Below are 23,012 nucleotides of genomic sequence, written 5' to 3' on the forward strand. Positions count from 1 at the left end.
GTAAAAAGAACGGCTATTTCTCCCTTTTCTGAGGACATGCTGTTGAAACGCCGTTTGTTTATTGCCGCTTCACTATTCACGATGAGTTTTACGTCCGCCTGGGCGACCGATGCCGCCAGCTTCGCCCCTCAGCCGCCTGCGATAAATGCCGGGGCGTGGGTATTAATGGATTACACCACGGGCCAAATTCTGACAGCCGGTAATGAACACCAGCAACGTAACCCCGCCAGTCTGACCAAGCTGATGACCGGCTATGTTGTTGATCGCGCAATCGACAGTAAGCGCATTAGTCCAACCGATATTGTCACCGTTGGGCGCGATGCCTGGGCGAAAGACAATCCGGTATTCGTCGGTTCATCCCTGATGTTCCTGAAACAAGGCGATCGTGTTTCGGTGCGCGACCTCAGCCGCGGGCTAATTGTTGATTCAGGTAATGATGCCTGCGTGGCGCTGGCGGATTACATCGCCGGGGGACAACCGCAGTTTGTCGCGATGATGAACAACTATGCGCAAAAGCTGAACCTGCAGGACACCCATTTTGAAACGGTCCATGGTCTGGATGCGCCAGGTCAGCATAGCTCTGCTTACGATCTGGCCGTATTGTCGAGGGCTATCATCCATGGTGAACCAGATTTCTACCATATGTACAGTGAGAAAAGCCTTACCTGGAACGGAATCACGCAGCAAAACCGTAATGGCCTGTTGTGGGATAAAACCATGAACGTTGATGGTCTGAAGACAGGGCATACCTCCGGGGCCGGGTTCAACCTGATCGCTTCCGCCGTTGATGGACAACGTCGACTGATTGCGGTTGTGATGGGGGCTGAGAGTGCGAAAGGGCGCGAAGACCAGGCGCGTAAGCTGCTGCAATGGGGGCAACAAAACTTCGATACGGTGCAGGTTTTGCGTAGCGGTAAGCAGGTCGGTACTGAACGGATCTGGTATGGCGACAAAGAAAAAATCAGCCTGGGCACCGAGCAGGATTTCTGGATGGCCCTGCCTAAAGCGGAAGTCGCTAACATTAAAGCAAAATATGTCCTTGATAAGAAAGAACTGGTCGCGCCAATCGCGGCACATCAGCGTGTGGGTGAAATTGAACTCTACGATCGGGATAAGCTGGTGGCGCACTGGCCTCTGGTTACGCTGGAGTCCGTCAGCGAAGGTGGCGTTTTCTCGCGTCTGAGCGATTATTTCCACCATAAGGCGTAGTTATTTCCTGGAATGCCTGACTGGCAAGAGTGCGAATCTGCTCACATAATAATCACTATTTGCTTGTGGCCGTAATACCTAAAAATTACACTGTATATAAATACAGTGTAATCGCGGAGGTTATATGGAGTACGAGATTAAGCAGGTCGATAAACGCAGGATTGCCGGTTTTCATATGGTTGGTCCGTGGGAACAAACGGTAAAGCAGGGTTTTGAGCAGTTAATGAAGTGGGTCGACGGGAAGCAAATTGTTCCGCTGGAATGGATAGCCGTTTATTACGACAATCCTGACGTTGTCCCGGCGGAGAAACTGCGTTGCGATACCGTGGTATCCGTGCCTGAAGATTTTGCGATCCCGGAAAATAGCGAAGGGGTGATCCTGACCGAAGTGGCGGGTGGCGACTATGCTATTGCCGTTGCGCGCGTTGAAAATCATGATTTTGCCACGCCCTGGTATCAGTTCTTTGACCGCCTGATGCAGGATACGACTTACGAAATAGCCGCTAAACCCTGCTTTGAAGTGTACATGAACAATGGCATGGAGGATGGCTACTGGGACATTGAAATGTACATACCGGTGCAGTCGAAGTAACTGTTTTTGATGCAAAACAGGATGATATTTTCAGGCAAAAAACGAGTACAATTTTGTTCTTTGCTATTCGCTGACGGAGTGCATGAGTGCGTGCCAATAAGTCACTGAGTCCTTTTGAAATTCGTTTGTATCGTCATTATCGTGTAGTGCACGGTATTCGCATTGCGCTTGCGTTTATTCTCACTTTTCTGTTGGTACGCCTGTTAAACATTCCTGAAGGTACATGGCCTCTGATCACGCTGGTGGTGATCATGGGGCCTATTTCTTTTTGGGGTAACGTTGTTCCCCGAGCTTTTGAACGGATTGGCGGCACGATCCTGGGATCGGTGCTTGGGCTGGTGGCACTGCGTCTGGAGCTCTTTTCGCTTCCGCTAATGCTGATATGGTGCGCGGTGGCGATGTTTCTCTGCGGTTGGCTGGCATTGGGCAAAAAACCGTATCAGGCGCTGCTGATTGGTATTACGCTTGCTGTCGTTGTGGGCGCGCCCGCTGGGGATATGAATACGGCGTTATGGCGCGGTGGCGATGTTATTCTCGGTTCGTTACTGGCGATGCTGTTTACCGGCGTGTGGCCACAACGGGCATTTATACACTGGCGTATTCAGCTGGCGCATTGCGTAACCGGGTACAATCGGGTGTACCAGGCGGCGCTCTCCCCCAATCTGCTTGAACAACCGCGACTGGAGAAGCATTTACAACAGCTGTTGAGCGAGGTTGTCAAAATGCGCGGGCTCATCGTCCCTGCCAGTAAAGAAACCCACATTCAAAAATCCATTTTTGAAGCTATTCAGACGGTTAATCGTAACCTCGTCTGCATGCTGGAGCTGCAAATTAATGCGCTCTGGGCCAGCCGTACCAGCCATTTTGTTATGCTGAACGCGCATACTCTGCGTGAAACCCAGCTCAGGACGCAGCAGGCGCTACTGACAATAACGCATGCATTATATGAAGGTAACCCGCAGCCAGTGCTTGCCAATACGGAGAAGCTCAATGATACCGTGGTGGAGCTGCGTCAGCTTATCGCTGAGCATAAAGGTGATAATGTCGCGGAAACGCCTATTCACGGCTACGTTTGGTTAAATATGGAGATGGCGCGACAGCTGGAGTTACTTTCGCATTTAATCTGTCGCGCGTTGCGCAAATAAAGAGCAGATGAGGGGATTGGTTCTACTGCTGCTTCGATTCAGCAAAGATTAGAGGTATGATACTGAAAAAGGCTAAAACCATTGGTAACTGCAATGGCTTTACCCTCGATAATTCAGGTTTCAGCCATGCATTGTCGATGCAGATGCAACTTGAAGTATGGCGGGCATGAAAGTAATGTTGACCCACTTTAGCCGTTGTTTTAACGAATCCGAATCTCACATTATCAGGGGTGTAAAAATGGAAACTACCAAGCCTTCTTTCCAGGACGTGCTGGAATTTGTTCGTCTGTTCCGTCGTAAAAACAAACTGCAACGTGAAATCCAGGACGTTGAGAAAAAGATCCGTGACAACCAGAAACGTGTCCTGCTGTTGGACAACCTGAGCGACTACATCAAGCCTGGCATGAGCGTCGAAGCGATCCAGGGCATTATTGCCAGCATGAAAAGCGATTACGAAGATCGCGTTGATGATTACATCATCAAAAATGCTGAGATCTCAAAAGAGCGCCGCGATATTTCTAAGAAGCTGAAAGCCATGGGTGAACTGAAAAACGGCGAAGCCAAAGCTGAGTAACGATTTATGCTTGTCCGGGTCGCTGCTGTGCGGCGACCCTTATTGCAGTTCAACTCCGCCTGTGACCATCCGCAATAAATGCTGTTCTGGCCAGTGAACCGTTAGTTTTTTCTGTGTCAGCATCCATTTTATGTAATCCACATCATGACGTGTTCTGTCCAGCATCAGGCCGACAACGCTGCCGCTGTGCGCAACGTTAACACCGTATAAATCACATTCCTCTACCAGCGCTAATAGTGAATCAAAATCTGGTTTCGGTAACAGCAATTGGCTGGCGGTTGCGCTAAGCGTGGCGGCTTCGCCCATCCGGTAAGGATTTTGGCTGATACAGGCTTCCTGTACCTTTTCCCATGCTCGTTTGAGGGCCGGAGCGCCTGCCTGTAACCCGGCATGACGGGGAATACGGTGATAATCCGCAGTACGCAAGGTCTCCGGGCTTTCGAGAACCAACAGATCGAGTTGAGGCTGGGCTTCGCAGGCAATTTGCGTGGAGGCGTCGTTATGATCGAAAAGGGTAAGCTTACGAAAAACGGTGCTGTCGGTAGGCTCCAGCGAAACGCAAAGGTGCGCCAGCGTAGGCTCATCCAGGTGATGGCCCAGATGATGTGCTGTGGCGACAGCGGTGGCGGCAATATCTGCAGTGCTGCTGGCCATTCCTTTAGCGATGGGAATAGTTGACTGGACATCAATTCGGATATCCTGACTCATCTGCGCCGGGTATTGCCAGTGCTGCAATAGCCGATTAACCATCGCCCGTGAAAGTGGACGTTCCTCTGCCAGCGGCGAGCCTGAAGTGACCTCAACGGTGCTATACCATTCGACCGGGCAGGAGACTAATTTCTCACTGCCCAGAATCCAGCCCTGGATAAGTTCTCCGCACGATGCGGGACATTGCGCAACAGCCACGTCTTCACCTTTGTGATCAGCAATCTTCGGCGCATAGTGTCATGGCGATCATGCTATTACCATGATTTGCCGCAATTTGCGGTGCGGCAGCGCTAAGCGGGAATGCCCAATGTCACAGTTTCTGATATCGCTAAACGCATAACGTCCTGCGCTATCATCAGCTCTTCATTGGTATTAATCACCGCCACTTTAACCAGCGCATTTTCTGTCTGAATAAACGTGGCGTTTCGCTGATTTTTTTCTTCATCGACGGCCAGTCCCAGGAAATTCAGATTGCGACAAATTGCCGCTCGCGCTCGCGCTGAGTTCTCGCCGATCCCACCGGTAAACACCAGCGCGTCCAGACCGCCCATCTGCATAATATAGCTGCCAATGGTGGCGCGAATTCGCTCGGCAAAAAGCGTCAACGCCAGCGCCGCCTGATGATTACCTGCATCTGCGGCATGTTCAACATCGCGATAGTCAGGTGAGATGCCAGAGACACCGAGTAGTCCGGATTCATTGTTGAGCAATTGGTTGAGCTGCTGCGGTGTTTTGCCTTCGCGCAGGGCAATCCATGGCAAAATCGATGGGTCAATATCGCCGCTTCGCGTGCCCATCATTACGCCTGACTGCGGCGTAAATCCCATTGAGGTATTAACCGATTGCCCACCCTTAATGGCGCAGATGCTGCTGCCGTTGCCGAGATGGCAACAAACGACGCGCAGGGCGCTGAGGGGCACGCCCAGCTTTTCAGCAAGCTGGGCGCTGACGTATTTGTGGCTGGTGCCATGAAAACCGTAACGACGAATACCCAGCTCTGAATAGTAACGCCAGGGCAGGGGATAAATAAAAGAAGGCTCGTCAAGAGTCTGATGAAAAGCCGTGTCAAAAACCGCAACGGCTGGCGTTTCGGGTAATAGCTGGCGAAATACCGTGATCCCCAGGGCATTTACCGGGTTATGTAGCGGCGCCAGTTCCGCAAGGCGATCGATTTCCGCCAGCGTTTCATCAGTCACCAACGCGGAGTCTTTAAAAGATTCCCCGCCGTGCGCAACGCGATGCCCTGCGCCGTCGATCTCCTGCAGGCTGCTAATAATGTTGTGGCTGAGCAGTTTTTCCAGTAACAGCGTCACTGCTTCACGGTGATCGGCTACGGGCAATGTTTCCTGCCATTTCTGCGCTGGCGTCTTAAGGGTGACCTGCGCATCAGACATACCGATACGTTCGATCAACCCCTGACAAATCATTTCACCTTGTGGCATCGCCAGCAGCTGAAACTTAAGCGAGGAACTCCCCGCGTTAATGGCCATTATTTTGTGAGACATGAAAGTTCCTTTGCATTCAGAAAAATGAACATCTCATCGACCCCTGTATTCTCCAGCGCGCTGGTGACAAACACTTTTTGCGCGCCAGCCTCGACTAACCAGCTCTCAACGAGGGAAATGCGCTGCGGGTTGGCTAAATCGGCTTTAGTGACGAGGCCAATAACGGGTCGGTTCATTGGGCCGGTGAAACCGGGAGAAAATGGTGACCACGGCGCGTCAGCATTGAGGACCAGCGCGATGATGTCTGCTTCACAGGAGCTGGCCAGCAGCGCACTATACAGACAGCGGTTTTCAAGATATTCGCCCGGTGTATCTATCGCTGTGGGCGACCAGACTATGGCCTGGGTCTTCTGATAGTGAAGCGCTTCTCCCCGCATGCATTGTGTAAGCGACGTTTTTCCGCACTGGCTGGGTCCGATTAGCATGATGCGTTTCATGAGATTACGTCCGGGTGATGGGGCAAGCGGTAAAACGCATCATTTCGCCCAGCGTTCGGGTTACCTGTTTCAGCGCGTACTCAACGGCGGAGACATCGCCCGTCAGTACCACTGCGCCGGTAAATCGGTCGAGAAAACCAATCTCTACCGCCCCGGATTTCGTGGCGATATCGCAGGCGATAATTGAGGCTTCGCTGGGGGTAATCGTCAAAATCCCGATTGCGGATACTGAATCCTGTAATCCCAGCTTCTTGAACAAATCTTTTCCGGGATTGGCGATAAGATGCGCCAGCGTGACCTGCTTGCCAGGAACATATTCCTGGATCATACGATCCGTGGTGGGCTGTCTTTCCATTATCCCTCCACCATCTGCCGCCACATGCTTTCATGCGGGCGAGGTATGACAGAACGATAAACCAACAGGCCTTTTTCACCCGCGCTTTCACTGGCAACCGTTACTGCGTTATTCACATCGGATACATCGCCAGCGACAACCATGTAGCACTTGCCGCCAATACCAAATGCCATGTGCACGCGAACCAATGTGACATTGGAAGCTTTAACTGCGCGATCCGCGGCGCAGATACAGGCCGCCACGCTCCATGTTTCAACAATCCCGACGGCCTGACGCTTATCCACGCTATTTAACCCGCTGATTGCCGGGAGTACGCTGGCATGAATATTAGGCAGTACCAGGCTGTCAACGAGCATATCGCCAGCAAGAGATGTACCAGTGGCTATCGCCTGCTGTACTGCGCCTACGTCACCACCAAGCATAAGCAGGAATTTTCCCGGGCAGAGGGTCTTGCTGACCAGTAAATTCACATTCGCGCTTTTTAACATGACATCGCCAGCTTCCATTCCTTTGGCAATGCTGGTGAGTTCTAAGATCCCTATAGCCTGAGACATGATTAACCTCTTATTACCGTGATGGATTGCTCAGTGATTTCGCTGACAATACCGTCAATACTGGCGTGGACAGTCGCACCTAATGCGCCCGTCGGCACATCGGCAACGCATTGACCGCGAACAACGCGATCGCCTTGCTGCACACATGGGATGGCGCTGGCGCCAATATGCTGGCGTAGCAACAGCGTCGTTTCATCGGTGGAAAAATCAGTCTCAGCCAGTGGCGCATCGTGATACCAGTCGCTAAGACCCAGTTTGGTAATAAGGCGCTTAACCGGGATCAACCGGTACTTCGCCATTTCATCCTCAGGATTTAGCGGCCCTTCATAACGATGGTTGAGCGCCCGTAGTTCGCGTTTAAGCATACGGTTGATTCGCATCGGCGATATTCCAACCGGACAGGCAACGCTTTCACAGACATTGCATTCTGAACAGGTCAGGGCCGTGAGCAGCAGCTGTGGTGTGGCCGCCTGCTGATAATTAACCGCGCGAACCAGCAGATGTGGTGATAATTCATGGCCGATTAAGTGCCTTGGGCACAAATCCGTACACAAACGGCACTGCTCGCATACGGTTTTTGCGACGGAAAGCACGGTGCGTTCATCCTGCATTCGCCGCTGAATCAGCGCATGAGATTTTGGTAAAACCAGCAACCCACCGGTGGTCTTGCTGACGGGGGTATCCAGGGAGGTAATCAGACCGCCCATCATCGGGCCGCCATTAATAAATCCTGGATCGTCAACGGTTGCGCCTCCCGCCAGCGCCAGCACCTCGCGAAGTGACATCCCGATAGGGACAGTGAGAGTGATTGGTTTGGCGACTGCGCCGTTGACGGTCAACGTACGACGGGTAACGGGATATTGCTGTTCAACCGCTCTGGCGATGTTGAGCACGGTCTGGACGTTATTAACCACCACGCCGACGCTGACCGGCAGTGCGGCAGGTGGGACCCTCCGGCCTGTTGCCATCCAGATGGTCAGCACCTCGTCACCGGCCGGGTAGACATCAGGTAAAATGTGTAACCGGATATCGGCAGGTAGCAGAGGAGCTAACGCATTGATAGCCTTCTGGTATTTTTCTTTGAGCGCAATAATACCGGCACTGGCTCCGGTAGCCGTCATGGCATATTTAACGCCGCGAATAAGTCGACCTGCCTGGACGCTCATCAATTGCTGGTCAACTTTTAACATCGGTTCACATTCGGCGGCATTCACCAGAAATGTATCGACCTGCGCCTGTAATTTTACGTGCGCAGGAAAGCCAGCACCGCCGGCTCCAACAACGCCAGCAGCCCGAACGCGTTCGCGTATCGTCTGCGCATCATAAAGCGTGGACTCTGCCGTCATGGCTGTATTCATAATAATTCCTCAAGCAGTTCCTGCATGGCACTGGCGTCGGCAACACGAGGATTGGTTTGCAGCGTGACATCAGCCAGCGCGGCCTGAACCATCGACGGTATACGCTGTGACCAGTTTTGCTTTCCGTCTTTGAGTGCGTCAACGAAAGAAGGTAACGCACACTGTTTTTTGAGAAGCTCAATGTGATGAATGAGCGCATTCAGCGCAGCCGTATCGTTCGCATTATCCGGGCATAAATGGCAGGCTTTAGCGAAACGGGCATAGCGCTTCGCGGCCCTGGGGTCGCGGGCGTTAAAATGAATGACAGGGGCCAGCAGCAGCGCATTGGCAAGTCCGTGTGGCAGATGAAACTGGCCGCCTAACTGATGGGCAATCGCATGGTTTATCCCCAACCCCGCCTGGCTAAATGCCATTCCTGCGAGCGTTGACGCGTTGTGCATTTTTCCCCTGGTTGCCAGACACTTGCCTTTGCTGACGGCGACGGGAAGGTACTGGAAGACGATTTGTGCCGCTTTTTCCGCCAGCGCGTCGGTAAAGTCGCTGGCCTTCGTGGACACGTAAGCCTCCAGCGCATGTGTCAGGACGTCCATGCCGGTATTCGCGGTGATGGCAGGAGGTACGCTGACAACCAGTGTTGGATCGAGGATGGCCATATCCGGGTAAAGCGCATTATCAAACAAGGGATATTTAATGCCTTTATCCGGATCGCTAATCACGCAGGCGCTGGTCACTTCCGAGCCTGTGCCGCTGGTGGTGGGAATAGCAACACAGGTTTCGATTTCAATACCAAACTGTCGGCTGAACCAAACGATGGCTTTCGCGGCATCCAGCGCTGAGCCTCCGCCAAAACCAATGACAACATCCGGTCGCAGGGACTGCATTTGCGCAATCCCTTGCACCACCGTGCTAATGGTTGGGTCGGGGGTAATATCGCTGAAAATGCTGATGCGATTATCCGCAGGAAGCGTGTTGCGCAGCTTTTCAATCACAGGAGAACGCGCCAGAAAACCATCGCAGATAATCCAGATATGCTTATTCGTGAAACGTTTGAGCACATCCAGGCTTCCCTGACCGCTGTACAATCGAGTTTGCAGTGAAAAGCTTTTCATAACGGCCCCATTAGCGAATAGAAAAACCGTTTGTCAGCACGCAACGACGAGAGCGTGCGAAAGTACGTGCCGATGTTGTTCCTTCACCGGTTGGCGTCGCGATCGTGAAGGTGGTAAAGCCTTCACCACCCACGCCAATCCCGGCGTAAGAGGGGCCATTTTTCACAAAAATGGAGGTTTGAAGCGTGCGTGCGGCAAGATTCAAACGCGACACATTTTGTGAATGCATAATGGCGGTGTGATGCAATCCCTCTTCAACTTTCAGAGCCAACGTTAACGCACTGTCAAAATCGCTCACCGTGACGACGGGGAGCATTGGCATCAGTTGCTCGCTGGTAACCCACGGGTCGTCAGCCTTGACGAGACCTATCAGTAATCGAGGTGCTTTTGCCGGAACAGGTATTCCTGCGGCTTCCAGTAAGGTTGCCGGGCTTTTCCCTACCAGCTTTTTATTGGCCATGCCTTCGGGCAGACAGACTGCGCGCAGTTTGTCTACCTCTTCGCTAGTGAGAAGCAGTGCGCCAAAAGACTGCATCTGTTGAACCAGGCGTTCGGCAACGTCACTAACGACGATCAGGCTCTTCTCAGCAATGCAGGGGAGGTTGTAATCAAAAGATGCGCCGTTGATGATATCTTCCGCCGCCTTAACCAGGTCGGCAGTTTCATCGACAATACAGGGAGGGTTTCCTGCGCCTGCGCCAATGACTTTTTTCCCGCTTTTCATGCCCATAGCAACAATGCCAGGGCCACCGGTAATCGCCAGAACTGCAATTTTAGGGTGTGCCATCATCTGCTGGGTAGCCTCAAAGGTGGGTTCTGTGACCGTGACGACAAGATTCCGGATCCCGCAGCAGCGGAAAGCAATATCTTCAATCATGGCAATCAGTTTCAGTGAGACCGCTTTCGCGCCCGGATGCGGGCTAAAATAAACGCTGTTCCCCGCAGCCAGCATACTAATGCTGTTGTTAATTATGGTTTCCGTCGGGTTGGTACTGGGGGCGACGGAGCCAATCACGCCAAACGGTGAATACTCGAATAACACCATGCCGCCATCGCCGGTCAGTGCCGTGGTGGTGAGATCTTCGATTCCTGGAGTGTTGTCCAGCGCAGCTTTATTCTTGAGGAATTTATCCTCTTTGTTGCCCATTCCTGTTTCAGATGCGCTCTCAGCGGCCAGGGAAGCAAGATGAGGGGTCAGTTCTTCTCGCAGGGCGTGAATGATGGCACTGCGGGTTTTTAATGGCGATTGCTGGTAACGTAAAAAAGCCTGATGAGCGGCATCGATAGCTTCACCAACGGACGGAAAGATTCCGTTTCCTTTGGTTTCTGTTTTTGCCGGGGCGAGTTGTTCACTCAAAATGTTACGGATGAGGGTTTCAAGTTCTGAAGTATTCATTGATGTGTTCTCACGTTTATCGCCGCAATGGCCGTTTCTGCAATGTCCATATCCTGTTCAACGCTTCCTCCGCTGATGCCAAGACCCCCAAGAAGTAAACCTTCACGCCATAATGCGAACCCGCCGCCAAAAGTGACGACTTTTCCCTGCATATGGCTTTCCAGACCGTAAAGCGCCGCGCCTGGTTGCACCGCAGACGTTAATTCATGCGTGGCGGTTTTCATCGCCACGGCGGTCCAGGCTTTTTTGGGAGCCAGTTCGCTACTGACGAGCAATGCGTCAGGCATGCGCCAGGTCACCGTTTGGGTCCCGTTCGCATCAACAATGCTGATGACGACCGGGACCTGAAGTTCTTCTGCTCTTGTTACCGCAGCGCGAGTCAGTTGGTGGAGTTCCTGAAAAGACAGAGACATCGCCGGCTCCTTTATGGCTGATGTACGGATGGCGGAGAGATAGCGCTCAGCCACTTTCTGAATAATGTCGTTTTGATGGGCGTCATGATCTTCTGCCCGTGCGAGCGCATATAAGCAGTCGGACAGACGATTGATATAACGCATCAGAACGTGTCTGACGTCGATATCGGCAGAGAGCTCGACCAGTCGCCTCTCTGCGCGGCGGGCCAGCGTGCGGGCAAAGTGCAGACGGCTGGCGGCTTCGCTGCGGCCAGGTAAAATAAAGCTGTGCAGCGGCGGTACTCTACCCATCGCGGTATCGATGGCGGTTTCCAACGCTGCAATTTCTTCTGAGCTGATGTAGCGCTGCTCTGGGTTTGGTTGTTCGCTCTCGCTGGCGAGTTCGGCGCTGAACCAAAAAAGCTGCAGTTGAATGTTTTCAAGTAACTTGCGGTGCTGTGGGTTTTTCGCCGCGCAAACGCACAGGCTAAGTGCTGCATTGAGTTCGTCCAGCGTCCCGTAAGCCTCGACGCGTGGATGCGTTTTGCTTACGCGTTGCCCGGTAAAGAGGGCCGTTGTGCCGGCATCGCCAGTGCGGGTATAAATCGCCATAGTTCCTCCTAACGAGAAAGCGTGTCGACAATGCCGACAATAGCCAGATCGATGGCCTCATTTGGGCCGGAGAAAACGTGCCTGGCACTGGAGCCGCTGCTGAGTAAAACCAGTTCGCCGGTTCCCGCGCCGACAGAATCAACGGCGACTTCGTCCCCGGTCGTCGGGGAGGCTGGCAGCTCTCCGTCAGCACTCACCCGACGTACCAGTAACAGCTTCTTCCCGACCAGGGAGGGGGACTTTTGCGTGGAGACAACAACGCCTGTAACCCGTGCCAGATGCATAGCTCACTCCTGCTTAATTAATTGGACATTTCGCGTACTGACAGTTTCCTGAGCCAGCGCAGTGACGACACATCGACGGCGTAGCACTAAAACCGCATCGTGCAATTGGGCGACGTCGGCGTAACTGAGAAGTTTTTCAGGATGCAGAACGATGGCTCGCCCCAGTTCGTCACCAAATTCCAGCGGCAGACGCGCGAGTTTTTTCACGGGTACTGCGGGTAACAAGTGGTGATGTAGTGAAATTTTCACGCGGACTCCGCATGCCAGCGCTTCGTGGATCGTGACCACCGACATATTGGCAGAGCTGCTTTCGGCAATTTGTTCCAGCAGGAGCAGATCAGCCTGTAAAATGTGCAGCGACGAATACTGGCAGCATAGTATCCGTGGGTCTATTTCCCGTAACTGCGCGACGCTAAGGGAGATCGTGCTTGCCGCGCGTTTTTTTAATCGGGAAACAACCTCCTCGATAATGCGTTGCAGCAGTTCGTTGTTCATCGTGAAGTCACCAATGTGGCGAATGCCTGAGGATTATCCGCCCCCGCAGCATTGGCTTCGTCGGTATCAATATGCATCTCAAGGCGCATATCCGGCGAAACGCGTACGGCGACGTTATCGAAAATCAGCCGGCGTTCATCGCCATTAATGGCGACCGAGACTTTATCGCCATGGGAAACCCGCAGGATCAAGGCATCGAGCGGCGACATATGGATATGCCGTTGAGCAACGATGACGCCGCATGTTAAGTCCAGTTCAGCAAATGGACTGACAAGGCGAATACCCGGCGTGCCCTGGATATTGCCCGACATACGCAGCGGGGCAGCAATACCTAGCGTACGGGCATCGGTACGTGAAATTTCAACCTGACTGGTGCTACGTAGCGGGCCGAGTAAACGCACATTTTTTAACTGTCCTTTAGGTCCGACCAGCGTGACGGTCTGCTCTGCAGCGTATTGGCCTGGCTGCAATAGCCCTTTTTTCTCGCTGATAGGCTGATTGGGAAACAAACGGACGTAATCTTCAGCGCAAAGATGAATATGACGATTAGAGATCCCCAGCGGAATAGGGCGCTCGCGCATTTCATCCAGAACTTTGGTGACCGTTGACTTGAGTTGCTGTTTATCCATCACGCTTTACCTCGTTTTCCAGAGTGCAGACAAAGAGAGCGGGGCTCACCTTTCTGGCGGGTACAGGCTGGGTCAAGGCACAGATTGCAGCTAATCAACTCCGCATTTTGCGGCGCTTCGGACGCTGTACTGTCCACCAATATCTCTTCTTGCGGCTCGACCTGGATGGGGGCGGGTGTTGGCTCTGCTTCCGGGGCAACGCTATGTGACAGGATTCCGTCCCCCGGTCTGGAAATGACTTTGTGAGCCACCAGCCCATCGCGTTGGTCAGCGAAATTGACACCGGTAGAAATGGCCGCCTGCACGGAGGCCACATCCCCGATAATCTTGATCACCGTCCAGCCTGAACCGTTGGTTTTTTCGAGGCCCACCAGCGTGATGGAGGCGGCTTTCGCCATGACGTCCGCGCAACTGATGGCTAATGCCAGACCACTAACTTCGAGTAATCCCAGTGATTGCTTCACGCTGTGCTCCTTGGTTGCAACGACTTATGCGGATTTAGGTAAAATGGCTTCAACGTCGCTGTGCGGACGCGGGATAACGTGGCAGGATTTCACCTCGCCAACGGCGCTTGCCGCTGCGCTTCCTGCATCTACTGCGGCTTTCACCGCGCCGACATCACCACGGACCATAACGGTGATCAGGCCTGAGCCGATTTTTTCGTAACCAACCAACTGCACGTTTGCGGATTTCACCATGGCATCAGCGGCTTCAATAGCGCCGACAAGCCCTTTTGTTTCAACCAGTCCCAGTGCGTTATTCATACTGCTTGTCTCCTGTGGGTTATGAGTGGCATTCCCGGAATGGAATGCCTTTAACCAGCCGCGCAGCGTTATTACCGATGCTGCGACGAGCGTGGTTATCTTGTTGATACATCAGCGTAAAAAGCGGCGCTGACGCGGGTAGGTTTTTGTAGTGCACGATCAGTTTTTCGCGACTGCAGCCAATGCCAACCAGCAGTGGCGACTGACATGCCGCGAGCCATGCGTTGTGCGTAACGTCGGTTGAATGGCCCTCCTGAATCACAAAGGGGATCCCTTCTTCTTCAATACCCAGCAGCACGTCGCTCCAGGCGTTGGCGCAGTCACCGGTGGTGAAGATAACGATGGCTGGCGTGTTGAGATTACTTTCCATGAGCGAACGCCTTGTGCCAGGAGAGAATCAGCCCGGTCGCAACCGCATTGCGCGGACCTTCGGTGCCACGAATGTTGCCGCGCCCGGCAACCAGGCGATAATGCGCCAGTGCATCGGTGACCAGTTGCGGTACTTCGAAGTCCAGGGATGAACCGCCAACCAGCACCACAAAGGGAATATCCCGAATGTTCCCGGTCGGACTCACCTGACGTAACGCTCTGAGCGCGTTGGTGACAAAAACGCGCTCCTTGGCGCTGCGGCGAATGGCCCGTACTTTCTCCAGCGCCAGTTCGCCTGGCAGGGGCACCAGCTCATCAGGTTTTACTACGCACACGCGGGCAAAAACCGTTGGCGGAAGAGGCTCAGGGAAGAACTGAACGCTGCCATCTTCGTGGCGAAGATGGAACAAGCTCTCAACTTTCGCCAGCGGGTACTTTTTGATCTCTTCGGCGAGATAACGGTCATCCAGCCCCAGTTCACGGGCAATAATCATCGTGACCATATCGCCCGCGCCCGCCAGGTGTGTGGCAATAATTTCGCCTTTCGGGTTGATGATGGAGGCGTCGGTCGATCCCGCACCGAGATCCAGAATAGCCAGTGGTCGCGTTGTGCCCGGAGTGGTTAAAGCCCCGAGTATGGCAGCTTCGGCTTCAGCCCCGCCAACCTGGACATCAATGTTGAGCTTTTGCGTGATTTCCTGAGCAATCATCGCCATTTGCAGGCGATCTGATTTCACCATTGAGGCAATGCCGACAGCCTGTTCCAGCGAAAATTCACCGGCAAGCCCGCCGGTCACGCTGACGGGAACCGAGGTATCAACCGCCAGTAGATCCTGAATAAAGATTTCCTGACTGGGTTTGTTGGTTAATTCAGCCATTGTCTGGCGTACATGCTCCAGCATGCCGCCAATATTGGTCCCCGCTTCGCCGGTGACGTTATCCAGTTTCGGACACTCACCAACGGCTTTCATAATCGCGTCAGCGCCAGCTGCTACGTCGACGCGTACGGTACGGCCTTGTGACTGTAGCTCCAGATTCCCGGCAGGAATGGCTCGGGCTTTCACATCGCCTGACGGCGTTTTCACCACTACGGCTGAGCGGTTGCCGATCAGCGCCCGCGCCATCGGGACAATGTTTTTAGTCTCGTCGGCATTGAGACCAAAAACGGTCGCAATCCCGTAGGGGTTAGAAAGCGTTTCAATGACCTTTCCTGGAACCGCGACTTCAATAGCAGCTAACATACCCAATGGGATACGGTCGATATGAAGCACTTCATCCACGATGGGCAGGGGGTGAGTCAGACGATTGCTGACCAACACGCCATCGTCTTGCTGCAAAATTACGCCAGTTAACTGGTATCCGGCGCGTACCGAGGCATTAATCATCGTGGCGACATCAGCGAAATCGAATGCTGATGACACCACCAAAATATAAGGTGTATCCGCCGGACGGCTGAGCAGGTCTTCCGGCGTAATAGTAATGCCAACACCCAGCCCGACACCGCCCGGCGTTTTAGGGTTATGGCCGATCATGGTGGATTCAGTGATGATGGTTTCGGTAATCGTTTCCATCGCCACGTCGCCAATGACCGGAGTGGCTTCATTAATACGGATGAGCGAAATATCGCTGACATTGATGCCGGCGTTTTTTGCTGCCAGCGTAAGTGCCTCCTGAATGCCAAACACATTACGCAATGTGCCTTTAATCCCGGTGGTTTCTGCCAGGGCGCTGTTGGTAATACTCAACGCTCCAGCCTCATCCAGGGTAGCCAGAGCGACTTCCGTTGATGAGTTACCTATGTCAATGCCAGCTATATATCGCATGATCCTGTCCCTGAGTTAGTCGTCACCTTTGAGTTTTTTACGCTCAACGTACAGCGCTGCCGCTTCACGAACGAAAGCCGCACAGATCTTTGCCTGATAACGATTTTCGAGATCGTCAGCGATAGCCATCAGCTCATCTTTAGTAGAGCGATACGGGCGAAGCGCGTTGTAGATCTCCAGGATGCGATCATCAGGTACAGCGGTTAGCTCTGCGGCGCGCTCAAAGTTCATCGCCAGCCTGTCACGCCCGGCATCTTTGGCGATTTCCGCCTGCAGGCGCAGCGTTTCAGGTGTGATTCGCATGTCCTGTGCCGTCACCTTGTTGCTCAGAACATTTTCGAGCGTGAAGTCATCCAGAGTTTTATTGGTCGCGGTTTTTACCCACTCAGGATGTTTATTCGCGAGAGGGTAATCCGTGACTTTCGCGGTATGTGCTGATGAACTTGCCGCAACCGGAGTAGCGGACTCGCTTTGCAGGCTGTTCATCCGGCTCAGCACATCCCGAACCATCGATTCAATTGCGTCGGTATTCATGGAGTTATCCTTTATCAAAGCGCCACGCGCAGTTCCTGCGGGTTTTTGCCCGTCACGACGTATTTGGTCTCTTTAATATGCAGAATGGCCGATTTCGCCTGGTACTTAGGTCGGGCCATCTGGTCATTCAGCGTAGGGACCGGTTGCGGAGATTCACGCTTGGCATAACGCGCGGCGTTTTTACCGATCTGACGATAGGTTTCCAGCGTCAGAAGCGGCGCCTGAGGGAACAGTTCCAGATTAGAAAGCGGCGGTAACCCCTGCTGGTGGATAACCGTGGTGCCTTTTGACTGGATGCCGATAGAGATCCCGGAACCGCTCAGACGGTTGCCTTCCACGGCGACAAACGCGACATCAGAGGATTTAAAGCAGCGGATAACGCGTGCTTTAATGCCTTCCTCTTCAATCCCGGCAATCACTTCGCGCAAGATATTCTTATGCGGGATCCCGACGATATTGACAGTTTGTGAGAGCCCGAACGCCGGACCTACGGCAATAATCACTTCGTCCTGCTGCTGACCTTGTTTAGCTTCGCCAATCTCGGTCAGAAAACTGTCGGCCTGTACCGCTGTGGTCTGTGGCGCGCTTGCCGCTGACGATGTGCGGAATGAGACGGGTTTGTCGCTGGTCTGCATTTCAGACAGTACGTCTTCAATTATCTGGCGCAGCAGCTTTTCATTGATTTCCATTTTTCACCCCTTAGCCAAGTTCGTTGGGATCAAGTGCGCCAGGGATGTTTTTGATCTCTTCCCAGCGTTCGCCTTGCAGGCGATAACCTGTTGCCGGACCGGCATAGTCATTGACGTCATTTACTGCGGATAGCACCTGTCCGTCGCCAACGATAATGGCGGAGGTATGCAGATAATCCCCGGTTAACTTGGCTTTCTGGATGTTGAGCATGTCCTGAGCGACATCGGTAAACCCGCCCTGAGCAAGCGCTTTTACCACTTCCAGGCCGTTACGGTTTTTATTGATAATCTCTTGTGCGAACTTGATGTCTTCCACGATGTTGCGCTCCGGCATATCTTTCGAACCGTGGGCGTAGGTCGCAGCCTCCACTTCTTCATCCGTGATTGGTGGTAATCCCATCCCGGCAAATACTGCCTGTAGCGCACGCGCCGCTTTGTTACGAATGGCGATAACATCTTCTTCTCGAACCGGACGCAGACCGCCGTCCACTTTCAGGTCGCGCTGGATAACGTTGTAGTCATCAAAGTCTTCCGCATCTTCGTTGGAACCGGCGAACATGTTGTCGTAGTTCGGTACCGCGGAATAACCGGAAGAGATGAAGTCAGTACCTGGCAGGAACTGCATCAGCAGACGCGCGGTACGACGCATATCCGAGTGGGTAAAGGTCTGGTCGTTGCTGGAGGCGCATTCCAGATCCAGAGAAGAACAGATTAGGTTTTCGGCCAGAACCGCACGAATACCGGACGGTACGGCGGAAGGCACGCCGATGCAGCTTACTGAGCCGTTCTGCAAACCCTGCACGCCAGCGGCTTTGGTGATGTAAATGCAGCGTGCTTCCAGATAAAGCATTGATTTACCTTCGGCGTAACCCATCTGAACTTCTGAGCCAGAGCCGGAGGTAAAGCGCATTTTCAGGCCGCGAGAGGCGTAGGAAGAGGCGAGGAAGCCTTTCGACCATGGCGTGTCGTCGCCGTCGGTAAAGACGGGTTCTGTACCATAGACGGAGATAGTTTCCGCGTAGCATGTGTGGCCCAGCATGCCGAGCTTAAGTTCGGTCGCTTCTTCCAGCGAGCACTGAGTTAACACGCCAGGGCGTCCAACCTGTGAACCGACTAACAGGGCAATGGCGTTAAATGGCGCGTAGCGTGCGACGGCAACGGTCGTTTCCTGCTCGTCAAATCCGCGCCATGCGCCTTCTGCGGCGTCTGCGGCAATCTGTACCGGGTTATCTTTAACGTTAGTGACGTGTGCCTGTTGAGACGGAGTACGACGAGCACGCATTTTCTGCATGGCCATCATCATCTCGACGACGTTCATATGGGACACCACTTCGACAATTTTAGCTGGTGTCATTGCGGTGGTCAGCGGCACGATATCTTTGCGCTTCACGTTAGGGTCGCAAAGCATATTGGCTAGTTTGACCGAGTCCATTGCCATGACTTCTTCAGCGCGCGCCAGGTTAATGCCGTAGCGGGCAATGAAATGGTCAATTAAGTCAAATTCACTGGCGGATTTGCCGTCCAGTTCAGTCACAGTACCGTTGACGATTTTAATTGATGGTTTAGGGTCGTTCGGGCTTTCCATCGCAATGAAGCCTTCTTCGATCCACTCCTTAACGAAACCATCCTGATTCACAGGGCGTTTCGCCAGTGCTTCAAATCTTTTCGATCTCATGAATCAGCCTCACTGATATCAGATGTAGGACGGACGATCGTTTTTCGGCTCTGAGCCGAGGGTCCCGAGTACGGTTTTACCGATTTCACGGGCGGAGATAACAGCCTGACGAACTGCGCCGGAATCACCAGAGATGACCAGAATGGCTTCGTTGCTGAAGCTGGTGCCATGGGCCGGGGAGCTGTAGGCTACAACTTCTACATTGGCGGATTTCAGCGCAGTATCAGCCATCAGGACACCCACGGAGGCTGGTGCGCCGACAATCACGCCACAGGCACGGCCAATCGGCGCGCCAAAGGCTTTTTCCAGCGCGTAGCTGGCGCGGGCGGTGTATTGCATCTCGATGTGACCGGCTTCGTTGGCATAAACATCGCCAAAGGTGCGATCCAGCTCTTTCAGCGCAACCTCAATTCCGCGTTTCACGTCGGAAACATCGTTGCCGCCGAGGATAATCAGCGAGCCGTGGCCCGCGCCGCCTTTGGTATCTCGTGGTAATTCAATACTGACGACTTCCGTATTTGTTGCTTTTACCGCTTCATCGGCGGCCATAATGTGCGGACCCGCGCCAGTACGGGCGCCAAGGATGCCAATGGAGCGATAACGTTTTTCAAGTTTCATCGCGTCCAGTAAGGCGCTGTCTACGTTGGCGATTACCAGACCGACGGTGTCGCCAATCGCGGTACCGACAAACTCCGTTAAACTGCAGCTTTTCTCTGCCATAGCCGTTTCTCGTGTTGGGTGATTATTTTCAGGGATAGCCTGCTGTTCTGGGGTTGCCACGCGAGCAATCACCTGCGCCATGATCTGTTCAACCAGCTCATTGCTGCTCATTAGCTAATTCCCTTCGGTAAGATTTTTTCTACATCGGTATGAGGGCGCGGGATAACGTGTACGGCTTTCACTTCTCCCACATTACGGGCTGCGGCGGCGCCGGCATCTGTTGCTGCTTTGACTGCGCCGACATCGCCGCGGACAATAACGGTTACCAGCCCCGAACCAATTTTTTCGTAGCCGACCAGCATTACATTGGCTGACTTCACCATTGCATCTGCGGCCTCTATGGCTGCAGTTAAGCCTTTGGTTTCTACCATTCCTAACGCTTCTTGTTGCATAAAGACCTCGCCTGGGTTGTCCCGATATTCATGACTATAAAAAGAAGCGAGGAAAAAGAATGGCTGAGTTGAAAGTATGAATGAAAAAATAGTGAGGTTATGGTGATATAAAATTGCTATGTTTTATTTTATCTTTTTGTTTTTAATGGTTATTTTTTATTTTAATAATATGAATATTTGGTTATGTTAATTCCATATTTACACTTTTGTTAGTGACATTAAAAATGGCATTTGCTATGCGGAAAAATGAAAATGTGATGATTGTCTGAAAACATAATTCTGCCAATAGCAATATTTTATCGTTTCACAAATGTACCACTAATAGTGGATTTTCCTGTGTTCTCGCCTGTTTTAATAAAAGTGATAGCAAGAATTTGCTATCTCAGCACGATTTTGAGGGGCATGCCGCCTTCAGATTGCCAACATTTTGCCGATACGGCTTTTTATAGTAAGCCTTGAAGTATTCTACGTACCAGCAAGGAGTCCGCTGGTAAAGACACGAACTCTGCTTAGAAGGTGTCACAATGAACGATTCACTAAAAGCGCAATGCATTGCTGAGTTTTTGGGTACCGGGCTGTTTTTGTTTTTTGGCATCGGATGCCTGAGCGCACTTAAAGTCGCGGGCGCCAGTTTGGGATTATGGGAGATCTGCATCATATGGGGGTTGGGGATCTCGCTTGCCGTTTACCTGACAGCGGGGATTTCTGGCGCGCATCTCAATCCTGCAATCACCATCGCCCTGTGGTTATTTGCCTGTTTTCCGGGGCGCAAAGTTGTGCCATACACCGTAGCGCAGGTTGCGGGTGCCTTTGGCGGCGCGTTGCTAGCCTATCTGCTGTACGGAAGTCTATTTACCGAGTATGAGTCTGCCCATCAAATGGTGCGTGGCAGCCTTGAAAGCCTGCAACTGGCCAGTATTTTTAGTACTTATCCAGCGGCGGCGCTCAGCGTCTGGCAGGCTGCGCTGGTTGAAGTAGTGATCACTTCCATTCTGATGGGCATGATCATGGCACTTACCGATGACGGTAATGGCGTCCCCAGAGGGCCATTGGCGCCTTTATTGATTGGCATTCTGGTGGCTGTTCTCGGTGCATCTACCGGGCCTCTCACCGGATTTGCGATGAACCCGGCACGTGATTTCGGTCCAAAATTATTTGCATGGATGGCCGGGTGGGGAGATGTGGCGATGACCGGCGGGCGTGATATCCCTTATTTCATCGTACCGATTGTGGCCCCCATCATCGGTGCGTGCGCAGGCGCAGCAATTTATCGTTATTTTATTGGCAAAAATTTACCGTGTAATACGTGTAAACTGGAGGAAAATGAGAGCTAGCTTCACGGAAGATGTTTATTTTTAAAGCGTAAAAACTGTTTTCGTGATCCGGTTTCCTGAACCGCTGAAAAAGTCTCCCCACAATGGGAGACTTTTGTTATGTTCGATGATGACTTTCATCAGCGCCCAGGAAAGCGAGATGAAACTGGATGTGTAAATAGTATGTTTTATTTATAACAATAAATTAACTGAGAGGTTTTATCATGATTTCTGCGAGTGCCCTGAACTCAGAACTCATTAATAAAATCGCACAGGATTTTGCGCAGGCCACCAGTCTGGCTGTTGTGGTTGTCAATATTCACGGTGATGAAATTTCTGAGCTTTTTAATTTCACCCCTTTTTGTCAGTTGATGCGCCAGCATCCTCAGCACAGTACCCGTTGTCGTATGAGCGATCGCTGTGGCGGGCTGGAAGCTTCAAAATCCGATCAACCCTGCATCTATCGCTGCCACGCGGGGCTTACCGACTTCTCAATTCCGCTGGTAATTGCGGGTCACCTGGTTGGGTTCGTATTGTGTGGTCAGGTGCGTTTAAGTAACGATGTCGGCCTGGTGGATATCCTGAACGTCGATGACCGCTGGCAAGCCGATCCCGAACTGCTCAGTGAATTTCGTAATGTGCCGGAGATGGACTATTCGCGCGTTATCGCCTCGGCGGATCTGCTAAAGCTCATCGTGGAAAATTGCCTTAAAAAACAACTAAATTTTGTGGTTATCAAAGACAACCCGCAGCAGGCAGAGCCAGTACGCGCCAACCGAACGCCGAATCCTCACGACAGCAAAATGAAAAAAGCGCTGCGCTATATTGATGCGCATTTGTCAGATGAGTTACGCCTGGAAGATGTTGCGTCTCATGTTTACCTTAGCCCTTACTATTTCAGTAAATTGTTCAAAAAATATCAGGGTATCGGGTTTAACGCCTGGGTAAATCAACAGCGAATGGCGAGTGCCAAAGAGTTGCTCTGTCATAGTGACTGGAGCATAGCCAGCATTGCGCGTAATTTAGGCTTTTCACAAACCAGCTATTTCTGCAAAGTATTCCGCCAGACGTATCAGGTTACGCCGCAGGCATTTCGCCAGCAAATAAATGTCATTTCACGCGGTGAGTCCGCTTAAATAGCAATATTTTGCTATTGCCGATTTTTGATATCGGGCGCTATGTCAGTAATTATAAAATGAAAAGTAACAACAGCAGTCAATAAATTGTCATAGCGCAACAAAATAATAGTATTAGAGGGATAAACTGCACCAGTTTTTATTTTTGTGATGAGATACAGTGTCTGCATGCCTGACTTTCTTTATTCTTTGCAGACACTTTCATTCAAAATGTGAACATGTGAATAAGTGGGTTTATGCCAG

Annotated in this window: 27 protein-coding genes; 6 read left to right on the top strand and 21 right to left on the bottom strand. The window is 52.3% G+C overall.

All coding sequences use genetic code 11. The features are described 5' to 3' along the window. Positions 1–36: 36 nt before the first annotated feature. From dacD to FDX04_RS16375, 4 genes are all read left to right on the top strand, one after another. Positions 37–1,209, top strand: a complete 1,173-nt coding sequence (gene dacD, locus FDX04_RS16360) for a serine-type D-Ala-D-Ala carboxypeptidase DacD (protein ID WP_069323527.1) — start codon at positions 37–39, stop codon at positions 1,207–1,209. A gap of 124 nt (positions 1,210–1,333) precedes the next feature. Further along, complete coding sequence (sbmC, locus tag FDX04_RS16365; RefSeq protein ID WP_042307550.1) at positions 1,334–1,801, top strand: DNA gyrase inhibitor SbmC; 468 nt, start codon at positions 1,334–1,336, stop codon at positions 1,799–1,801. Positions 1,802–1,887: 86 nt separating this feature from the next. After that, a complete protein-coding gene (locus FDX04_RS16370; RefSeq protein ID WP_038641701.1) occupies positions 1,888–2,946 on the top strand; it encodes an FUSC family protein in 1,059 nt (352 codons plus the stop codon). Positions 2,947–3,184: 238 nt separating this feature from the next. Then, complete coding sequence (locus FDX04_RS16375; protein WP_032939582.1) at positions 3,185–3,520, top strand: DUF496 family protein; 336 nt, start codon at positions 3,185–3,187, stop codon at positions 3,518–3,520. 39 nt (positions 3,521–3,559) lie between these two features. On the opposite strand, the gene FDX04_RS16380 is transcribed toward FDX04_RS16375, so the two are convergent. The 21 genes from FDX04_RS16380 to pduA all read right to left on the bottom strand — a co-directional run bounded on the left by FDX04_RS16380 (position 3,560) and on the right by pduA (position 20,320). Next, positions 3,560–4,426 (bottom strand): L-threonine kinase, encoded by an 867-nt coding sequence (locus FDX04_RS16380; protein WP_137360863.1) that lies wholly within the window; start codon positions 4,424–4,426, stop codon positions 3,560–3,562. A 92-nt stretch (positions 4,427–4,518) separates the two neighbouring features. Then, positions 4,519–5,733, bottom strand: coding sequence for an acetate/propionate family kinase (locus FDX04_RS16385; RefSeq protein WP_137371248.1), 1,215 nt, complete (start codon positions 5,731–5,733; stop codon positions 4,519–4,521). Next, positions 5,718–6,170, bottom strand: coding sequence for a EutP/PduV family microcompartment system protein (gene pduV / locus FDX04_RS16390; protein WP_061381983.1), 453 nt, complete (start codon positions 6,168–6,170; stop codon positions 5,718–5,720). Before pduV ends, FDX04_RS16385 begins: the two co-directional genes overlap by 16 nt. 4 nt (positions 6,171–6,174) lie before the next feature. Next, positions 6,175–6,525 (bottom strand): propanediol utilization microcompartment protein PduU, encoded by a 351-nt coding sequence (pduU, locus tag FDX04_RS16395; protein ID WP_032939586.1) that lies wholly within the window; start codon positions 6,523–6,525, stop codon positions 6,175–6,177. Next, a complete protein-coding gene (pduT, locus tag FDX04_RS16400) occupies positions 6,525–7,079 on the bottom strand; it encodes a propanediol utilization microcompartment protein PduT (protein WP_137371249.1) in 555 nt (184 codons plus the stop codon). The genes pduU and pduT overlap by 1 nt, the downstream gene beginning before the upstream one ends. A gap of 2 nt (positions 7,080–7,081) precedes the next feature. Further along, the gene (gene pduS / locus FDX04_RS16405) at positions 7,082–8,437 is read right to left on the bottom strand and encodes a cobalamin reductase PduS (RefSeq protein ID WP_137371250.1); all 1,356 of its coding nucleotides are present in this window, start codon (positions 8,435–8,437) and stop codon (positions 7,082–7,084) included. After that, on the bottom strand, positions 8,434–9,546 hold the full coding sequence (locus FDX04_RS16410) for a 1-propanol dehydrogenase PduQ (RefSeq protein WP_137371251.1): 1,113 nt from the start codon (positions 9,544–9,546) through the stop codon (positions 8,434–8,436). The genes pduS and FDX04_RS16410 overlap by 4 nt, the downstream gene beginning before the upstream one ends. 10 nt (positions 9,547–9,556) lie before the next feature. Continuing rightward, positions 9,557–10,942 carry a CoA-acylating propionaldehyde dehydrogenase PduP gene (gene pduP, locus FDX04_RS16415; protein ID WP_137360867.1) on the bottom strand — a complete coding sequence of 462 codons (1,386 nt, stop codon included), beginning with the start codon at positions 10,940–10,942 and terminating at the stop codon, positions 9,557–9,559. After that, positions 10,939–11,946 carry a two-domain cob(I)yrinic acid a,c-diamide adenosyltransferase PduO gene (gene pduO, locus FDX04_RS16420; RefSeq protein ID WP_137371252.1) on the bottom strand — a complete coding sequence of 336 codons (1,008 nt, stop codon included), beginning with the start codon at positions 11,944–11,946 and terminating at the stop codon, positions 10,939–10,941. Before pduO ends, pduP begins: the two co-directional genes overlap by 4 nt. An 8-nt stretch (positions 11,947–11,954) precedes the next feature. Continuing rightward, the gene (locus FDX04_RS16425) at positions 11,955–12,230 is read right to left on the bottom strand and encodes a EutN/CcmL family microcompartment protein (protein WP_042307565.1); all 276 of its coding nucleotides are present in this window, start codon (positions 12,228–12,230) and stop codon (positions 11,955–11,957) included. A 3-nt stretch (positions 12,231–12,233) separates the two neighbouring features. After that, entirely contained in the window at positions 12,234–12,725 is a 492-nt protein-coding gene (gene pduM, locus FDX04_RS16430; protein WP_137371253.1) for a microcompartment protein PduM, read from the bottom strand. Beyond that, entirely contained in the window at positions 12,722–13,354 is a 633-nt protein-coding gene (locus FDX04_RS16435) for a phosphate propanoyltransferase (RefSeq protein WP_042307570.1), read from the bottom strand. The genes pduM and FDX04_RS16435 overlap by 4 nt, the downstream gene beginning before the upstream one ends. Continuing rightward, the gene (locus FDX04_RS16440) at positions 13,354–13,818 is read right to left on the bottom strand and encodes a BMC domain-containing protein (RefSeq protein WP_137365973.1); all 465 of its coding nucleotides are present in this window, start codon (positions 13,816–13,818) and stop codon (positions 13,354–13,356) included. The genes FDX04_RS16435 and FDX04_RS16440 overlap by 1 nt, the downstream gene beginning before the upstream one ends. A 24-nt stretch (positions 13,819–13,842) precedes the next feature. Next, on the bottom strand, positions 13,843–14,118 hold the full coding sequence (gene pduJ, locus FDX04_RS16445) for a propanediol utilization microcompartment protein PduJ (protein WP_001057752.1): 276 nt from the start codon (positions 14,116–14,118) through the stop codon (positions 13,843–13,845). Between the two features lie 19 nt (positions 14,119–14,137). Continuing rightward, positions 14,138–14,488, bottom strand: coding sequence for a glycerol dehydratase reactivase beta/small subunit family protein (locus FDX04_RS16450; RefSeq protein ID WP_061381976.1), 351 nt, complete (start codon positions 14,486–14,488; stop codon positions 14,138–14,140). Next, positions 14,478–16,310: a diol dehydratase reactivase subunit alpha gene (locus tag FDX04_RS16455; RefSeq protein ID WP_042307575.1), complete on the bottom strand. Its 1,833-nt coding sequence runs from the start codon at positions 16,308–16,310 to the stop codon at positions 14,478–14,480. Before FDX04_RS16455 ends, FDX04_RS16450 begins: the two co-directional genes overlap by 11 nt. Positions 16,311–16,325: 15 nt before the next feature. Then, a complete protein-coding gene (pduE, locus tag FDX04_RS16460) occupies positions 16,326–16,844 on the bottom strand; it encodes a propanediol dehydratase small subunit PduE (protein WP_042307577.1) in 519 nt (172 codons plus the stop codon). A 14-nt stretch (positions 16,845–16,858) separates the two neighbouring features. Continuing rightward, positions 16,859–17,533 carry a propanediol dehydratase medium subunit PduD gene (pduD, locus tag FDX04_RS16465; protein WP_042307579.1) on the bottom strand — a complete coding sequence of 225 codons (675 nt, stop codon included), beginning with the start codon at positions 17,531–17,533 and terminating at the stop codon, positions 16,859–16,861. A 10-nt stretch (positions 17,534–17,543) separates the two neighbouring features. Next, positions 17,544–19,208 carry a propanediol dehydratase large subunit PduC gene (pduC, locus tag FDX04_RS16470; RefSeq protein ID WP_042307581.1) on the bottom strand — a complete coding sequence of 555 codons (1,665 nt, stop codon included), beginning with the start codon at positions 19,206–19,208 and terminating at the stop codon, positions 17,544–17,546. 18 nt (positions 19,209–19,226) lie between these two features. Further along, positions 19,227–20,039 carry a propanediol utilization microcompartment protein PduB gene (gene pduB / locus FDX04_RS16475; protein ID WP_003030252.1) on the bottom strand — a complete coding sequence of 271 codons (813 nt, stop codon included), beginning with the start codon at positions 20,037–20,039 and terminating at the stop codon, positions 19,227–19,229. Next, the gene (gene pduA, locus FDX04_RS16480) at positions 20,039–20,320 is read right to left on the bottom strand and encodes a propanediol utilization microcompartment protein PduA (protein ID WP_003030255.1); all 282 of its coding nucleotides are present in this window, start codon (positions 20,318–20,320) and stop codon (positions 20,039–20,041) included. The genes pduB and pduA overlap by 1 nt, the downstream gene beginning before the upstream one ends. A 524-nt stretch (positions 20,321–20,844) precedes the next feature. On the opposite strand from pduA, the gene pduF reads away from it, so the two are divergent. Both pduF and pocR read left to right on the top strand, forming a co-directional pair. Further along, positions 20,845–21,654: a propanediol diffusion facilitator PduF gene (pduF, locus tag FDX04_RS16485; RefSeq protein ID WP_087855993.1), complete on the top strand. Its 810-nt coding sequence runs from the start codon at positions 20,845–20,847 to the stop codon at positions 21,652–21,654. A 203-nt stretch (positions 21,655–21,857) separates the two neighbouring features. Continuing rightward, positions 21,858–22,769, top strand: coding sequence for a regulatory protein PocR (gene pocR, locus FDX04_RS16490; RefSeq protein ID WP_006683984.1), 912 nt, complete (start codon positions 21,858–21,860; stop codon positions 22,767–22,769). The last annotated feature ends 243 nt before the right edge of the window (positions 22,770–23,012 follow it).

It is taken from the genome of Citrobacter sp. wls615, assembly GCF_005281355.1.
Lineage (GTDB): Bacteria > Pseudomonadota > Gammaproteobacteria > Enterobacterales > Enterobacteriaceae > Citrobacter > Citrobacter werkmanii.

Bases quoted from the DNA above. Each gene is read 5' to 3' on its own strand.
- dacD (WP_069323527.1), top strand. From the start codon at position 37: ATGCTGTTGAAACGCCGTTTGTTTATTGCCGCTTCACTATTCACGATG.
- sbmC (WP_042307550.1), top strand. From the start codon at position 1,334: ATGGAGTACGAGATTAAGCAGGTCGATAAACGCAGGATTGCCGGTTTT.
- FDX04_RS16375 (WP_032939582.1), top strand. From the start codon at position 3,185: ATGGAAACTACCAAGCCTTCTTTCCAGGACGTGCTGGAATTTGTTCGT.
- FDX04_RS16385 (WP_137371248.1), bottom strand. From the start codon at position 5,733: ATGTCTCACAAAATAATGGCCATTAACGCGGGGAGTTCCTCGCTTAAG.
- pduV (WP_061381983.1), bottom strand. From the start codon at position 6,170: ATGAAACGCATCATGCTAATCGGACCCAGCCAGTGCGGAAAAACGTCG.
- pduU (WP_032939586.1), bottom strand. From the start codon at position 6,525: ATGGAAAGACAGCCCACCACGGATCGTATGATCCAGGAATATGTTCCT.
- pduT (WP_137371249.1), bottom strand. From the start codon at position 7,079: ATGTCTCAGGCTATAGGGATCTTAGAACTCACCAGCATTGCCAAAGGA.
- pduS (WP_137371250.1), bottom strand. From the start codon at position 8,437: ATGAATACAGCCATGACGGCAGAGTCCACGCTTTATGATGCGCAGACG.
- FDX04_RS16410 (WP_137371251.1), bottom strand. From the start codon at position 9,546: ATGAAAAGCTTTTCACTGCAAACTCGATTGTACAGCGGTCAGGGAAGC.
- pduP (WP_137360867.1), bottom strand. From the start codon at position 10,942: ATGAATACTTCAGAACTTGAAACCCTCATCCGTAACATTTTGAGTGAA.
- pduO (WP_137371252.1), bottom strand. From the start codon at position 11,946: ATGGCGATTTATACCCGCACTGGCGATGCCGGCACAACGGCCCTCTTT.
- FDX04_RS16425 (WP_042307565.1), bottom strand. From the start codon at position 12,230: ATGCATCTGGCACGGGTTACAGGCGTTGTTGTCTCCACGCAAAAGTCC.
- pduM (WP_137371253.1), bottom strand. From the start codon at position 12,725: ATGAACAACGAACTGCTGCAACGCATTATCGAGGAGGTTGTTTCCCGA.
- FDX04_RS16435 (WP_042307570.1), bottom strand. From the start codon at position 13,354: ATGGATAAACAGCAACTCAAGTCAACGGTCACCAAAGTTCTGGATGAA.
- pduJ (WP_001057752.1), bottom strand. From the start codon at position 14,118: ATGAATAACGCACTGGGACTGGTTGAAACAAAAGGGCTTGTCGGCGCT.
- FDX04_RS16450 (WP_061381976.1), bottom strand. From the start codon at position 14,488: ATGGAAAGTAATCTCAACACGCCAGCCATCGTTATCTTCACCACCGGT.
- FDX04_RS16455 (WP_042307575.1), bottom strand. From the start codon at position 16,310: ATGCGATATATAGCTGGCATTGACATAGGTAACTCATCAACGGAAGTC.
- pduE (WP_042307577.1), bottom strand. From the start codon at position 16,844: ATGAATACCGACGCAATTGAATCGATGGTTCGGGATGTGCTGAGCCGG.
- pduD (WP_042307579.1), bottom strand. From the start codon at position 17,533: ATGGAAATCAATGAAAAGCTGCTGCGCCAGATAATTGAAGACGTACTG.
- pduC (WP_042307581.1), bottom strand. From the start codon at position 19,208: ATGAGATCGAAAAGATTTGAAGCACTGGCGAAACGCCCTGTGAATCAG.
- pduB (WP_003030252.1), bottom strand. From the start codon at position 20,039: ATGAGCAGCAATGAGCTGGTTGAACAGATCATGGCGCAGGTGATTGCT.
- pduA (WP_003030255.1), bottom strand. From the start codon at position 20,320: ATGCAACAAGAAGCGTTAGGAATGGTAGAAACCAAAGGCTTAACTGCA.
- pduF (WP_087855993.1), top strand. From the start codon at position 20,845: ATGAACGATTCACTAAAAGCGCAATGCATTGCTGAGTTTTTGGGTACC.
- pocR (WP_006683984.1), top strand. From the start codon at position 21,858: ATGATTTCTGCGAGTGCCCTGAACTCAGAACTCATTAATAAAATCGCA.